The 14,218-nt window shown below is 67.4% G+C and carries 14 protein-coding genes and 1 pseudogene; 10 read left to right on the top strand and 5 right to left on the bottom strand.

The window, feature by feature from the left end; all coding sequences use genetic code 11:
* The 10 genes from RI841_RS08000 to RI841_RS08045 all read left to right on the top strand — a co-directional run.
* Nucleotides 1-411 (top strand): molybdopterin-dependent oxidoreductase (locus RI841_RS08000; RefSeq protein ID WP_310705070.1); only part of this gene is annotated, 411 nt, incomplete at its 5' end.
* 158 nt (nt 412-569) lie between these two features.
* Complete coding sequence (locus RI841_RS08005; RefSeq protein ID WP_310705071.1) at nt 570-887, top strand: cytochrome c; 318 nt, start codon at nt 570-572, stop codon at nt 885-887.
* An 88-nt stretch (nt 888-975) separates the two neighbouring features.
* Complete coding sequence (nosR, locus tag RI841_RS08010; RefSeq protein WP_310705072.1) at nt 976-3,114, top strand: transcriptional regulator NosR; 2,139 nt, start codon at nt 976-978, stop codon at nt 3,112-3,114.
* A 4-nt stretch (nt 3,115-3,118) separates the two neighbouring features.
* A complete protein-coding gene (gene nosZ / locus RI841_RS08015) occupies nt 3,119-5,014 on the top strand; it encodes a TAT-dependent nitrous-oxide reductase (protein ID WP_310705073.1) in 1,896 nt (631 codons plus the stop codon).
* Nucleotides 5,015-5,069: 55 nt separating this feature from the next.
* Nucleotides 5,070-6,416 carry a nitrous oxide reductase family maturation protein NosD gene (locus tag RI841_RS08020; protein ID WP_310705074.1) on the top strand — a complete coding sequence of 449 codons (1,347 nt, stop codon included), beginning with the start codon at nt 5,070-5,072 and terminating at the stop codon, nt 6,414-6,416.
* The gene (locus RI841_RS08025; RefSeq protein WP_310705075.1) at nt 6,413-7,357 is read left to right on the top strand and encodes an ABC transporter ATP-binding protein; all 945 of its coding nucleotides are present in this window, start codon (nt 6,413-6,415) and stop codon (nt 7,355-7,357) included. Before RI841_RS08020 ends, RI841_RS08025 begins: the two co-directional genes overlap by 4 nt.
* A complete protein-coding gene (locus tag RI841_RS08030; RefSeq protein ID WP_310705076.1) occupies nt 7,354-8,178 on the top strand; it encodes an ABC transporter permease in 825 nt (274 codons plus the stop codon). The genes RI841_RS08025 and RI841_RS08030 overlap by 4 nt, the downstream gene beginning before the upstream one ends.
* A 41-nt stretch (nt 8,179-8,219) precedes the next feature.
* Entirely contained in the window at nt 8,220-8,771 is a 552-nt protein-coding gene (locus RI841_RS08035; RefSeq protein WP_310705077.1) for a nitrous oxide reductase accessory protein NosL, read from the top strand.
* An 86-nt stretch (nt 8,772-8,857) separates the two neighbouring features.
* The gene (locus RI841_RS08040; RefSeq protein ID WP_310705078.1) at nt 8,858-9,412 is read left to right on the top strand and encodes a hypothetical protein; all 555 of its coding nucleotides are present in this window, start codon (nt 8,858-8,860) and stop codon (nt 9,410-9,412) included.
* Between the two features lie 43 nt (nt 9,413-9,455).
* Nucleotides 9,456-9,821, top strand: coding sequence for a DUF6164 family protein (locus RI841_RS08045; protein WP_310705079.1), 366 nt, complete (start codon nt 9,456-9,458; stop codon nt 9,819-9,821).
* 126 nt (nt 9,822-9,947) lie between these two features.
* Here RI841_RS08045 and ahpF read toward each other — a convergent pair whose 3' ends face one another.
* The 5 genes and pseudogenes from ahpF to RI841_RS08070 form a co-directional block, all read right to left on the bottom strand.
* Nucleotides 9,948-11,501 carry an alkyl hydroperoxide reductase subunit F gene (ahpF, locus tag RI841_RS08050; RefSeq protein ID WP_310705080.1) on the bottom strand — a complete coding sequence of 518 codons (1,554 nt, stop codon included), beginning with the start codon at nt 11,499-11,501 and terminating at the stop codon, nt 9,948-9,950.
* 172 nt (nt 11,502-11,673) lie between these two features.
* A complete protein-coding gene (ahpC, locus tag RI841_RS08055; protein ID WP_071943168.1) occupies nt 11,674-12,237 on the bottom strand; it encodes an alkyl hydroperoxide reductase subunit C in 564 nt (187 codons plus the stop codon).
* A gap of 134 nt (nt 12,238-12,371) precedes the next feature.
* Nucleotides 12,372-12,764 carry a ribonucleotide reductase subunit alpha gene (locus RI841_RS08060; RefSeq protein WP_310705081.1) on the bottom strand — a complete coding sequence of 131 codons (393 nt, stop codon included), beginning with the start codon at nt 12,762-12,764 and terminating at the stop codon, nt 12,372-12,374.
* A 256-nt stretch (nt 12,765-13,020) separates the two neighbouring features.
* Entirely contained in the window at nt 13,021-13,941 is a 921-nt protein-coding gene (locus RI841_RS08065) for a DMT family transporter (protein WP_310705082.1), read from the bottom strand.
* Nucleotides 13,942-13,957: 16 nt separating this feature from the next.
* Nucleotides 13,958-14,218: pseudogene (locus RI841_RS08070) on the bottom strand (NAD(P)-dependent oxidoreductase); the annotation flags it as partial.

The raw sequence follows: 14,218 nt of genomic DNA on the forward strand, positions 1-14,218 counted from the left end.
CCCATGCGCACCCAGATCACCCGTCACGACTGCGTCGAGGGCTGGAGCTGCATCGGTCAGTGGACCGGGGTGGTGCTCGGCGAGCTGCTGGCCCGGGTGGGGGTACGCGACGAGGCGCGCTTCGTGGTCTTCCACTGCGCCGATCGCTACCGGAGCGGCGACCGCTACTACGAGAGCCTGGACCTGCGCGAGGCCTACCATCCACAGACCCTGCTGGCCTACGACCTCAACGGTGATGACCTGCCCATCGCCAACGGCGCACCCCTGCGCCTGCGCGCCGAACGCCAGCTCGGCTACAAGATGGCCAAGTACGTCATGCGTCTCGAACTGGTCGCTAGCTTTGCGCATCTCGGCCGTGGCCAGGGCGGCTACTGGGAGGATCGTGGCTACCGTTGGTGGGCGGGGATCTGAATCGACTGGCCGAGTCGCTGCCAGGTATCTAGCCTGAAGATGACGCACGTCAAGCCTTGCCCGAGCGATGGCTGGCATCATGGGCTCACTCGCCTGGCGCGGTCATAGCCCGAGCCGGGCTTTTTCAAGCACTTAAAGATGCATTTCAGAGGTATGTTATGAAGTCACTGCTCGTAGCCGCCCTGCTGGGCGGGGCCTTCCTGGCCATGGACGCCCAGGCCGCCGGTGACCCGGAGGCCGGCAAGGGCAAGATCGCCGCCTGCGCTGCCTGCCACGGCACCGACGGCATGGGCACCGCGCCGATCTATCCCAACCTGGCCGGCCAGTCTGCCACCTATCTGGAGAGCGCCATGAAGGCGTACCGCGACGGCCAGCGTGGCGGCGGCATGTCCGCGATCATGGCACCCCAGGCCCAGGGCCTCTCCGATGAGGACATCGCCGATATCGCCGCCTACTACGCCAGCCTCCAGCCCTGACCCCCGGCCAGCCCTCGGGCCGTCCTTTCCTGATGGGTGGCGGCCGGGATGCCGCGCCGCCCTGGCTCAAGCCCCCAAGGACCTCGCCATGCCCGCACGACCCCCTCGGCCAGCCGGCGTCGCCGGCCTGCTGCTCGGCCTGCTGCTTCTGCTGATCACCCCGGCCCTCCAAGCCCTGGAGCTGGAGCAGGTCCGCGAGGACTTCCCCGCCGCCGACCGCCTGGAACCCGCAGAGTCCCAGTGGCCGGTAAGCGAGGTGCACGCCGGTGGCAAGCTGCTCGGCTACGTCTTCGAGAGCGTCGACATCGCGCCGATCCCGGCCTACTCAGGCAAGCCGGTCAACCTCCTGGTGGGCATCGACCTGGAAGGGAAGATCGTCCAGGCCGACATCCTCGGCCACGAGGAGCCCATCATGCTGGTGGGCATCCCGGAGGCGAAGCTCGAAGGGTTCGCCGACGACCACGTCCCCGCCCATGTCAACGACCGCATGAAGGTCGGCGACAACCTGGACGCCATCTCCGGCGCTACCGTCACCGTCATCGTGGTCAGCGACACTATCATGCGCGCCGCGCGCCAGGTGGCCGCCGAGCAGGGGCTGATCGCCGACCCCTCTGCCGCCCCGGCGGCGACGGTCCGCGACGACGTCTTCGGGCCGGCGGACTGGACGATGCTCACCGGCGACGGCACCATTCGCCGCCTGCACCTGACACACGGCGAGGTAGATGAGACCTTTGCCGGCACCCCCGCCGAGGACTTCCTGCATACGCCGCAGCCGGCAGATCGCACCTTCATCGAGCTCTTCTATACCTACCTGAACCCGCCCACCGCCGGCCGCAACCTGCTGGGCGATACCGGTTACGACCAGCTGATGAGCGAGCTCGACGAGGGAGAGCACGCCATCGCCGTGATGGGCCGCGGCGACTACTCCTTCAAGGGCTCGGGCTACGTGCGCGGCGGCATCTTCGACCGCATCGAGCTCTCCCAGAGCGGCAACACGGTGAGCTTCCACGACCGCGACCATATCCGCCTGGGCAACCTGGGCATCAAGGGCGCCCCGGCCTTCGACGAACGCGATATCTTCATCATCCGCAACGCGGCTGCCTTCGACCCCGGCCAGCCCTGGCAGCTGGAGCTGCTGGTACGCCGCGCCTCGGGGCCGCTGGATACCGAGTTCAGCCGCTTCAGCGCCGACTACAGCGTGCCCGAGGCCTATATCGAGCGCCCCGAGCCCCCGGTGGAGGAGCCGATCTGGGTGCAGGTATGGCGCGACAAGGCCTTCCAGATCGCCGTGCTCGCCGCCGGCCTGATCGTGCTCACCGGCATCATGCTGTTCCAGGACGTGCTGGCGCGCCACCCGAGGATCCTCCGCCCGCTGCGCCTGGGCTTTCTGGTCTACACCCTGGTGTTCATCGGCTGGTACTCCCTGGCCCAGCTCTCGGTGGTCAACATCCTGACCTTCACCAACTCGCTGATCAGCGGCTTCAGCTGGAGCTCCTTCCTGATCGACCCGATGATGTTCATCCTCTGGTCCTTCGTGGCGGTAAGCCTGCTGCTGTGGGGCCGCGGCGTGTTCTGCGGCTGGCTCTGCCCCTTCGGCGCCCTCCAGGACCTGGTCAACAAGGCCGCCCGCAAGCTCGGCGTGAAGCAGTTCGAGCCACCCTTCGGCCTCCATGAGCGCCTCTGGGCACTGAAGTACATCATCCTGCTGGGGCTCTTCGCCCTCTCGCTGCACTCGCTGGGCACCGCCGAGCGCTACGCCGAGGTGGAGCCCTTCAAGACCGCCATCACCCTGCGCTTCCAGCGCGAGTGGGGGTTCCTGCTATACGCCCTGGTGCTGGTGGCGATCTCCGCCGTCAACCACAAGTTCTACTGCCGCTACGTCTGCCCACTGGGCGCTGGCCTCGCGATCCCCGCCCGCCTGCGCTTGTTCGACTGGCTGAAGCGGCACCGCGGCAGCTGTGGCACCCCGTGCCAGATCTGCGCCAACGAATGCGAAGTGGCCGCCATCCACCCCGATGGCCGCATCAATGCCAACGAGTGCCACTACTGTCTCGACTGCCAGATCACCTACCACGACGACCAGCGCTGCCCGCCGGTGATCAAGCGTCGCAAGCGCTACGAGAAGGCGGCACGCCTGGCAGCAGGACAGGGCGGCGTCGAGACCCACGATCCCGGCAGTGCCGGACAACACACGCTTCAGCGAATCCCGACCCATCAGGAGGAGTGAATCCATGAGTGACAAGAAGAAGACGATCGAGAACCTCGGCCGCCGCCACTTCCTGCGCAACAGCGCGGTGACCGGCGTCGCCGGGGCCGGCCTGGCCGGTGGCTTCGGCGCCGGCACCCTGCTCGGCGGCAGCGGCAAGGCCCAGGCCGCCAGCGAGGGCAGCATCGAGGTCGCCCCGGGCGAGCTCGACGAGTACTACGGCTTCTGGAGCGGCGGCCAGTCCGGCGAGGTACGCGTACTTGGCATCCCCTCCATGCGCGAACTGATGCGCATCCCGGTGTTCAACCAGGAGGGGGCTACCGGCTGGGGCATAACCAACGAGTCAAGGCGCGTGCTGGGCGACTCGGTCAAGTTTCTCAACGGTGATTCCCACCATCCGCACATCTCCATGACCGATGGCAGCTACGACGGCAAGTACCTTTTCATCAACGACAAGGCCAATACCCGGGTGGCGCGTATCCGTCTCGACATCATGAAGACGGACAGGATCACCACCATTCCCAACGTCCAGGCGATCCACGGCCTGCGACTGCAGAAGGTGCCGCACACCAAGTACGTCTTCGCCAACGCCGAGTTCCCCATCCCCCATCACGACGACGGCAAGGTCAACGATGGCCGCGGGATGGAGAATCCGGAGGGCTACTTCACCATGTTCAACGCCATCGATGCCGAGAGCATGGACGTGGCCTGGCAGGTGATCGTCGACGGCAACCTCGACAACACCGACGCCGACTACACCGGCCGCTTCGTGGCCTCGACCTGCTACAACTCCGAGAAGGGCATGACCCTGGCCGACACCATGCGCGCCGAACGCGACTGGGTGGTGGTGTTCGACGTCGAGGCGATCGAGGCCGCCGTGGCCGCCGGCGAGTTCGAGACCCTGGGCGACAGCGAGGTGCCGGTGCTCGACGGCCGCAAGGGCTCCAAGCTGACCCGCTACATCCCGGTGCCCAAGAACCCCCACGGCCTCAACACCTCGCCGGACGGCCAGTACTTCATTGCCAACGGCAAGCTCTCGCCGACCTGCACGATCATCGCCATCGACAAGCTCCCCGAGCTGTTCGATGACGCCATCGAGCCCCGCGACGCCGTGGTCGGCGAGCCGGAGCTCGGCCTGGGGCCGCTGCACACCACCTTCGATGGCCGCGGCAACGCCTACACCACCCTGTTCATCGACAGCCAGATCGCCAAGTGGAACATCGAGGACGCCATCCGTTCCTACAACGGCGAGGAGATCAACTACCTGCGCCAGAAGCTGGATGTCCACTACCAGCCGGGGCACAACCACGCCAGCCTCACCGAGACCAAGGACGCCGACGGCAAGTGGCTGGTGGTGCTGTCCAAGTTCTCCAAGGACCGCTTCCTGCCGGTGGGTCCGCTGCACCCGGAGAACGACCAGCTGATCGACATCTCCGGCGAGGAGATGAAACTGGTCCATGACGGCCCCGCCTTCGCCGAGCCCCACGACTGCATCCTGGTGCGTGCCGACCAGATCAACCCCAAGAAGGTATGGACCCGCGATGATCCCTTCTTCGCCGAGACCGTGGCCATGGCCAAGGAGGACGGCGTCACCCTGGAGACCGACAACAAGATCGTGCGCGACGGTAACATGGTGCGCGTCTACATGACCTCGGTGGCGCCGCAGTTCGGCATCACCGAGTTCAAGGTCAAGCAGGGCGATGAGGTCACCGTGGTGATCACCAACCTCGACCAGGTCGAGGACGTCACCCACGGCTTCACCATGACCAACCATGGTGCCGTCATGGAGATCAGCCCGCAGCAGACCGCCAGCGTCACCTTCACCGCCGACAGGCCCGGGGTGCACTGGTACTACTGCCAGTGGTTCTGCCATGCCATGCACATGGAGATGACCGGCCGCATGCTTGTCGAGAAGTCCTGATAGCACCCATCGGGGCCGGGCAGACGCCCGGCCCCGCTTTTTCCTGGAGAGATGCATGACCCGACGACAGCCACGCATCGTCCACCGACTGTTGCTTGCCGCCTCGCTGCTACTATGGCTGCCGGGCGGCCTGCTGGCCGCCGACCTGACGGCCCGCCCCGGCGAGCCGCTGCAGCCGCTGGTCGAGCGGGCCGAGAGCGGCGACCGCCTGATGCTGCCCGAAGGCCGCTACCCAGGCCCACTGGCCATCGACAGCACGCTCACCCTCTCGGGCGAAACCGGCGCAGTGATCGACGGCGGCGGCGAAGGCCACGCCGTGGTGCTCGACGCCCCGAACATCGTGATCGAGGGCGTGACCATCGAGAACTGGGGCGCCAACCTCACCGACATGGACGCCGGCCTCTTCGTCGAGGAGAGCGCCAGCGGCAGCGTAATCCGCGACTCACGCCTCGAAGGTCCCGGCTTCGGCATCTGGCTCGACGCCGTCAGCGACGTGCGGGTACTCGACAACGTGATCCGCGGCGACACTACGCTGCGCTCCCAGGATCGCGGCAACGGCGTGCACCTGTTCAACTCCCGCAACATAAGGGTGGAGGGCAACGATATCCGTCACACCCGCGACGGCATCTACATCGACACCACCAGCCAGAGCCTGCTGCGCGGTAACCATATGCAGGAGCTGCGCTATGGCGTGCACTACATGTACGCCTACGACAACCGCGTGGAGGAGAACACCACCCGCGATACACGTACCGGCTATGCACTGATGCAGTCCAAGCACCTCGAGGTGATCGGCAATCGCTCGGAGGATGATCGCAACTACGGCATCCTGATGAACAACATCACCGGCTCGACGCTGCGGGAAAATCACGTCACCGGGGCCCACCAGCGCCGCGACGCACAGGGCGAGGGCCTGGTCAGCGGTGCAGAGGGCAAGGCGCTGTTCGTCTACAACTCCCAGTACAACCGCTTCGAGGCCAACCGCCTGGCCGAGAGCGATATCGGCATCCACCTCACCGCCGGCTCCGAGGACAACGAGCTGGTGGGCAACGCCTTCGTCGACAACCGCCAGCAAGTGATGTACGTGGCGACCCGGGCCCAGGAGTGGTCCGAGGCGGGGCGCGGCAACTACTGGAGCGACTACCTGGGCTGGGACCTGGATAGCGACGGCGTGGGCGACACCCCCTTTGAACCCAACGATGCCATGGACCGCCTGCTGTGGCGCTATCCGGTGGCGCGGCTGCTGATGCACAGCCCGGCGGTGCTGGCGCTGCGCTGGGTTCAACGCCAGTTCCCGGTCTTCCGCCCCCAGGGGGTCAAGGACAGCCACCCGCTGATGAACGAACCCGATCTGAATGGGCCCGGCTTGAATCAACACAACCTCGGAGACGCCAGCGCATGACCGCGGTGATCGATTTCCAGGGCGTCACCCGCCACGACGGCGGCCTGGTGCGCCTCGACGCCCTCGACCTCCATGTGAACGAGGGCGAGGTGCTGGCCCTGCTGGGCCACAACGGTGCCGGCAAGACCACCACCATGCACCTGATCCTCGGGCTGCTCTCGCCCAGCGAGGGGCGTGTGGCGGTGCTCGGCGGCGCCCCCGACGGCGCCCATGCCGAGGCGCTGCGCCGCCGCCTGGGCTACCTGCCCGAGAACGTCAGCTTCTACGAGCAGTTGAGCGGTCAGGAGGTGCTCGACTACTTCGCCCGCCTCAAACGGGTCGGCCGCGGCCAGGTGGGCGAACTGCTGGACCGGGTCGGCCTCGGCCATGCCGCCCATCGCCGGGTGAAGACCTACTCCAAGGGCATGCGCCAGCGCCTCGGGCTGGCCCAGGCGTTGCTCGGCGACCCGCGCCTGCTGCTGCTCGACGAGCCCACCACCGGCCTCGACCCGGCCGCCACCCGCGACTTCTACGACACGGTACGCGAGCTGCGCGAGCGCGGCTGCACGGTGCTGCTTTCCTCCCATGTGCTGCCCGGGGTGGAGCCCTATATCGACCGCGCGCTGATCCTCGGCGGCGGCCGGCGCCTGGCGCTGGGCAGCCTGGCGGAGCTGCGCGAGGAGGCCGCCCTGCCGATCACCGTGCGCGCCCGGGGCCATGGCAGCGAGGGCGACCTCGCCGAGCGCCTGGCCGGCTGGGGCGACCCGCGCATCACGGCCAACCCCGTCAACGGCCACGAGGTCGCGCTGACGGTGCCGCCGGACGCCAAGCTCGCGGTATTACGCCGGCTCACCGACACCGCCGGCATCGAGGACATCGAGCTGCTGCCCCCGACCCTGGAGCACCTCTACACCCACTTCTCCGCCGGACTCTCGCCCACGCAACGAGGAGACGCCGAATGAACGCCATCCTGACCATCGCCGGCAAGGAGTTCCGCGACGGCCTGCGCAACCGCTGGGTGCTGGCCATCGCCCTGGTGCTGGCCTTCCTCGCCGTGGGCATCGCCTGGTTCGGTGCCGCCGCCAGCGGCGGGCTGGGGTTCACGTCGCTTGCCACCACCGTGGTCAGCCTAGCGACGCTCGCGGTGTTCCTGATCCCGCTGATCGCCCTGCTGCTGGCCTACGACGCCGTGGTCGGCGAACAGGAGGCGGGCACCCTGCTGCTGCTGCTCACCTACCCCATCAGCCGCACCCAGCTGCTGCTCGGCAAGTTCCTCGGTCACAGCCTGATCCTGGCCTCCGCCACGGCGCTGGGTTTCGGGGTGGCCGGCGCGGTGATCGCGGTGGGCGCCGAGGGCGTGGCGTTCGGCGAGCTGGCCGCCGGCATGGGGCTGCTGATCGGCAGCAGCATCCTGCTGGGCTGGGTGTTCATCGCCTTCGCCTACCTGATCAGCGTGTGTGTCACCGAGAAAGCCCGCGCCGCCGGCCTGGCGCTGGTGGTGTGGTTCCTGTTCGTGCTGGTATTCGACCTGGGGCTGCTGGCGCTGCTGGTCAGCGTCGAGCAGGGCGGCGACTGGCTGCCCTGGCTGCTGCTGCTCAACCCCACCGAGTGCTTCCGCCTGATCAACCTGACCGGCTTCGAGGCCACCCGCAGCTATACCGGCCTGACCTCCATCGCCGAGGGCAGCGCCTTCCGGCCCGCCATGGTCACCGCCATCCTGGTGGCCTGGATCCTGGTGCCCCTGGGCCTGGCGCTGCTGCGCTTCCGCCGCCGCGCCGCCTGACCCCTTGCCGATTCCCCTAGCCACTCCTCTAGAGAGAGCCCATGAGACGACTGCTTTTGCCGCTGCTGCTGATCAACGCCCTGCTGCTCGCCGCCTGCGGCGAGTCCGAGCCCGAGGCGCTGGCTGACGCCCAGCCCATCGAGGCGGGCGACAGCTGCCATGTCTGCGGCATGCTGATCGGCGAGCACCCCGGCCCCAAGGGCGAGGCCTTCATGGAGAAGCAGGGCGAGGCGCTGAAGTTCTGCTCTACCATGGACCTCTTCGCCTTCGTCAAGCAGCCCGAAAACGAGACCCAGGTCTCCCACGCCTATGTGCATGACGTGGCCGCCGCACCCTGGACCACCCCCGACGACAAGGCCTTCGTGCTGGCCAGTGAAGCGATCTACGTGGTGGGCCACGACCAGCGCGGCGCCATGGGCCACACCCTGGCCTCGTTCGCCGAGCAGGCCGACGCCGAGGTGTTCCGCGAGGCGCACGGCGGCAAGCTGGTGGGCTTCGCCGAGATCGACGTCGAGCTGCTGGGCCGCCTGGGGCGCGGCGAGCTGGGGGGTAATGTCGACCAGGGCGTGGGCGGCATGCCTGGCCACGACTGACGAGCGCGCAGGCGCCTGGAGGGCAGGACAGCCCTTGGCCTCCGTGCTAGCCTCGGCACATCGCCGGCCAGAGGACGCGCCACGCCATGCCCCGCATCTCCCGTCTCGCCACCTCCCTGCTGCTGCCGCTCTGCCTGGCCCTGGCCGGGGCGGCGTCAGCCACCGACTACAACACTGGTGACGTCCAGGCCCATGGCGGCTGGCACTCCCTGGTCCTGTCGCTTGGCGAGGAGCGACACTTCCGCGCCATCGACCAGCAGAGCTACAGCGACGCCATCTTCAGTGTCAACGCCAGCGCCGGGGCCTGCGAGCTGCCCTGGCTGGAGCTGCGCGTGGCACTGGCCGAGAACCAGGCCGAGAGCACCACGGTGAATCGCGTGCCCGCCGACCTGCGCGTCGATCACGCGACCATCCACAGCGGCAGTGCCGCCTTCGTCACCGAACGCGGCGACAACGGCTTCTACGTGCGCTTCGCCCTCCCCGACCTTGACCTGCTGCTCGAGGAGATGGCCAGCGGCGAACTGCTGCGCCTGCGCATGATGCGCGGTGAGGACGACCCCTGGTTCATGATCTTCGGCCTGGAGGGTGCCGGCGAGGCGATCGAACGCCTGCGCCGCCTGTGCGACGAAACCGGGCACTGAGAAAACCGCAACAGGTCCCCAGAGATCGAGAGAAGGAGACGGCATGGCCGTGCTGCTGTTCCACCTGCGCAATGTGCCCGAGGAGGAAGCCGAGGAAGTTCGCCGGCTGCTCGACGAGCACGGCATGGACACCTTCGAGACTCGGGCGGGCTTCTGGGGACTGGGCGTGGCCGCGATCTGGCTGCGTGACCAGAACGAGCTGGCGCGGGCCCGTGAGCTGATCGACGACTACCAGCAGGCGCTTGGCGAGCGGGTGCGGCGCGAGCATGATGCTCTCGCCGCCCGTGGTGAGACCCCCACCCTGTGGCGGCGTCTAGCGCGCCAGCCCATTCGTACGCTGCTGCTGGCCCTGCTGGCCATCGCGGTGCTCGCGATCACGCTGCTGCCCTTCCTGTGGCTGTACAGCTGACGCCGCCCCGGGTGCCCGGCGGGGCGGCATGACGTCCTGCCATCAACGACCATGCCTCCGCCGGGGCCACCGACGGGGGCATGGAAGGGAAGGCCGGCGGACGTCGAAGACGCCCGGGCCGGTGGCTCACTGGCGGATCAGGTAGTCGAAGGCGCCCAGGGCGGCTTTCGAGCCCTCGCCCATGGCGATGACGATCTGCTTGTAGGGCACGGTGGTCACGTCGCCGGCGGCAAAGATGCCGGGCACCGAGGTCATGCCATGGGCGTCGACCACGATCTCGCCGCGTTCGGAGAGCTCGATGGGTGAGTCCTGCAGCCACTCGGTGTTGGGGACCAGCCCGATCTGCACGAACACGCCCTCCAGCTCGACCTGGCGAATCTCGCCGCTGGCGCGTTCCTCGTAGGTGAGACCGTTGATGCGCTTGCCGTCACCGTTCATCTCGGTGGTGCGGGCGCCGAGGATGATCTCCACATTGGACAGGCTGCGCAGCTTCTTCTGCAGCACCGCGTCGGCACGCATCTCGTCCATGAACTCGATCAGCGTCACATGGCCGACGATGCCAGCCAGGTCGATGGCCGCCTCGACGCCGGAGTTGCCGCCACCGATCACCGCCACGCGCTTGCCCTTGAACAGCGGGCCATCGCAGTGGGGGCAGTAGGCCACGCCCTTGTTGCGATACTCAGCCTCGCCGGGCACGCCTGTCTCGCGCCAGCGGGCGCCGGTGGCCAGCACCAGGGTCTTGCTCTTGAGGCTGGCGCCGGACTCGAACTGCACCTCGTGCTCGCCGCCCGGCTGGCCGGGCACCAGCTTGACCGCACGCTGCAGGTTCATGATGTCGACCTCGTACTCCTTGACGTGCTCTTCCAGGGCCGCGGCCAGCTTGGGACCCTCGGTGCGGGGCACGGAGATGAGGTTCTCGATGCCCATGGTGTCGAGGACCTGGCCGCCGAAGCGCTCCGCGGCCACGCCGGTGCGGATGCCCTTGCGCGCGGCATAGACGGCCGCCGCCGCGCCGGCGGGCCCGCCGCCGATCATCAGGGTATCGAAGGCGTCCTTCTCATTGAGCTTCGCGGCCTCACGCTTGGCGGCGCCGGTGTCCACCTTGGCGAGGATCTGCCCCAGGCCCATGCGGCCCTGGTCGAAGGGCTCGCCGTTGAGGTAGACGCTGGGCACCGACATGATCTCGCGCTGCTTCACCTCGTCCTGGAACAGCGCACCGTCGATGGCGACGTGGTGCACGTTCGGGTTGAATATCGCCATCAGGTTCAGCGCCTGGACCACGTCCGGGCAGTTCTGGCAGGAGAGCGAGAAGTAGGTCTCGAAGCGCATCTCGCCCTCGAGGCTCCTGATCTGCTCGAGCACCTCGTCCGAGGCCTTGGGCGGATGACCGCCGACCTGCAGCAGCGCCAGCACCAGCGAGGTGAACTCATGCCCCATGGGGATGCCGGCGAAGACCACGCCAGTCTCCTCGCCGGGCCGGTTGAGGGCAAAGGAAGGCGTGCGGGCATCCTGGCCGTCGAGCTTCAGGGTGATCTTGTCGGTCAGGCCGACGATGTCGGTCAGCAGACCGTGCAGTTCCCTGGACTTGTCGCCGTCATCGAGGGACGCGACGATCTCGAACGGCTGAGTGACCTTTTCCAGATAGGCTTTGAGCTGACTTTTCAGATTGTCGTCCAACATGACAGCGACATTCCTTCATGTTCGGGGTTCGGGATGGAGGCAAGAGGAGACCACGACATCCCGCACGGGGAGGCCCAGTTCGCTCTTGCTTCCGGAATCAGGGCCCGGGCAGGGGATACCCGGGCGGGAACAGGCGAGGCCAGGCGAGGCCCCGCCGGCAGGGGCAGATCGCTTAGATCTTGCCGACCAGGTCCAGAGAGGGAGAGAGGGTCTCTTCGCCTTCTTCCCACTTGGCCGGGCAGACTTCGTTCGGGTTGGCGCGCACGTACTGGGCGGCCTTGACCTTGCGCAGCAGCTCCTCGGCGTTGCGGCCGATGTTGCCGGCGTTCAGCTCGATGATCTGGATCTTGCCGTCCGGGTCGACCACGAAGGTGCCGCGCTCGGCGATGCCCGCATCCTCGATCAGTACCTCGAAGTTGCGCGAGATGGCGTGGGTCGGGTCGGCCACCATCGGGTACTGCAGCTTGTTGATGGTCTCGGAGCTGTCGTGCCAGGCCTTGTGGGTGAAATGAGTGTCGGTGGAGACGCTGTAGATCTCGACGCCCAGCTTCTTGAACGCTTCGTAGTTGTCGGCCAGGTCACCCAGCTCGGTCGGGCAGACGAAGGTGAAGTCGGCCGGATAGAAGAAGAAGACGCTCCACTGGCCCTTCAGGTTCTCGTCGGACACGTCGACGAACTCGCCGTTGTGATAGGCAGTGGCGTTGAACGGCTTGACTTCGGTGTTCAGCAGGGACATTCGATGATGCTCCTTTCGACTTTCGTTTAATGGGTTAGCGGCGATACGAGACGCATGGTAGCCCGTATCTTCTGATAGCGTAAATTGAATGGCGTCATGGATCTGATAATTCAACCCTATGGTCCACGGGGGCATCAGCCGATGTCCACCGCCTCCCCCTGGCGGTCGAAGGCCAGGAACTGGGAGATATTGCCCATCTTGAGCGACTCGACCATGCGCTCGAGCTGCTGCTCGGCCCGAACCTCGGCGTCCTCGCCGGCCAGGGCCGCCACGAAGACGATGTCCCAGTCGACGCCAGTCTCCCCGGATTCCGCCACCAGGGCGGCCATGTCGGAGAGTTCCTCGGGGGCCTTGTCGACGCAGACCACCGGCGTCAGCACGCCGCCCTCGCCCTGCTCGAAGCGGTGACGCTGCTCCTCGCTGGGATGGTCGGGCAGCTCGGCCCGGGTGAAGACGAACAGCAGGCGCTGCGGGTCGGGCTGGGCGCGAGCCTCGTCCAGCAGATCGGCATAACAGGAAATGGCCACGGGCCCTCCTCGAGATCGGGATGGTATCGTGGCAGGCAGCGTAACGGGCCGGCTCCATTTCGGAAAGGGGGTTTCGCGGCCCATGCGACCCAGATCACGTTCCGGAGCGCCGATGCTATGCGACTGGTCAGGCGGAACATTCCGGGATATCGCCTGACGAGGCCTGTGAGTTCAGATATCCATCATGATGCCCGCGAACCCTTTGGACACTCTCCCCACTACCTGGACATGTACTTGTGGGCGAGGCTGACCGTAATCAGCGAGACGCCATCGCCGCGCGCAGGCGTAGCTCCAGCCGCCGCTCGTAGAGTCCCTTGGTCACCAGGGTCCCCAGCACCAGTCCGCCCCCGACCAGGGCGATCGGAGCCGGGGTCTCGCCCAGCAGCCCCCAGGCCCAGAGGGTGCCGAACACCACCTCCAGGAGCAGCAGCAGGCCGACCTCGGCGGCGGGCAGGTAGAGGGGCCCGCGCTGCAGCAGTGTCACGCCCGTCGGCACGATGAAAAGGCACAGCAGGACCACCAGCAGCCAGCGGTCGATCGGCGGCATGTCGATCCCGCCACCGCCCAGCAGAAGTACCAGGGCAGCGCCACCGCCCACGATGAGGCCGTTGAACACCAGCATCGGGCTCATGTCCACGCCGGGACGCCGACGGCAGAGCGTGAAGTTGAGCGCCAGGGTGGTGGCGGCCATGAGAGCGAAGGCATTGCCCGCCCAGGAACCGGCCCCGGTGTCATCGATCACGATCATCCCGATGCCCAGCATGCAGAGCCCGATCGACAACCAGGTGCGGCGCGGCAGCCGCTCGGCGAGGATCGCGCGGGACAGCAGGGCGGCGATCAGCGGTGCCCCCGCCAGGATCAGCAGAACGTTGCCCGCCTTGGTGTACTGGTTGCCCAGCACGAAGCCACAGGTCGTCAGGCTGAAGAGCAGCGCCACGGCGATGCCGGTGCCGCCACAGCGCCGGTAGGCGGCCAGGGTGCCTCGGCCATAGCGCGCCAGCGCGATCACCAGAAAACCCAGCGCCGAGAGGACGCCCCGCCACATCAGGATCTCGGCGTCCGGCAGGGCCGCCAGCTTGATCAGCAGGGCATCCGGCGACATGATCAGCGCCCCGCCCCCGGTCAGCAGCAGGCCCTGCTGGCGGTGGGAGAGACCGGCGCCCGACCGCCACGCCATCACGGGCGTCCCTCCATCAGCCCTTCTCCCTCTCCAGGACGCGGATGATTTCCGGCACCGTCAGGCTCTGGTCGTCGATCCCCGCGTACAGCGCTTCCACCGCCTCGGCCACCCGGCGACCGGCCCCCAGCTCGTCGGTCATGGCATGGTAGTAGCCCAGATCCTTGCTGGCATTGGCCACGCTGAAGCGGAAGCCGGTCGGGTCGTCCTCGGCGATGAAGGGATACAGGCGGTCGAAGACCACCCCGCCACCGCCGCCCTTGCCGACCACCTCGAG

It is taken from the genome of Halomonas sp. (assembly GCF_031581305.1).
Taxonomy (GTDB): Bacteria; Pseudomonadota; Gammaproteobacteria; order Pseudomonadales; family Halomonadaceae; genus Halomonas.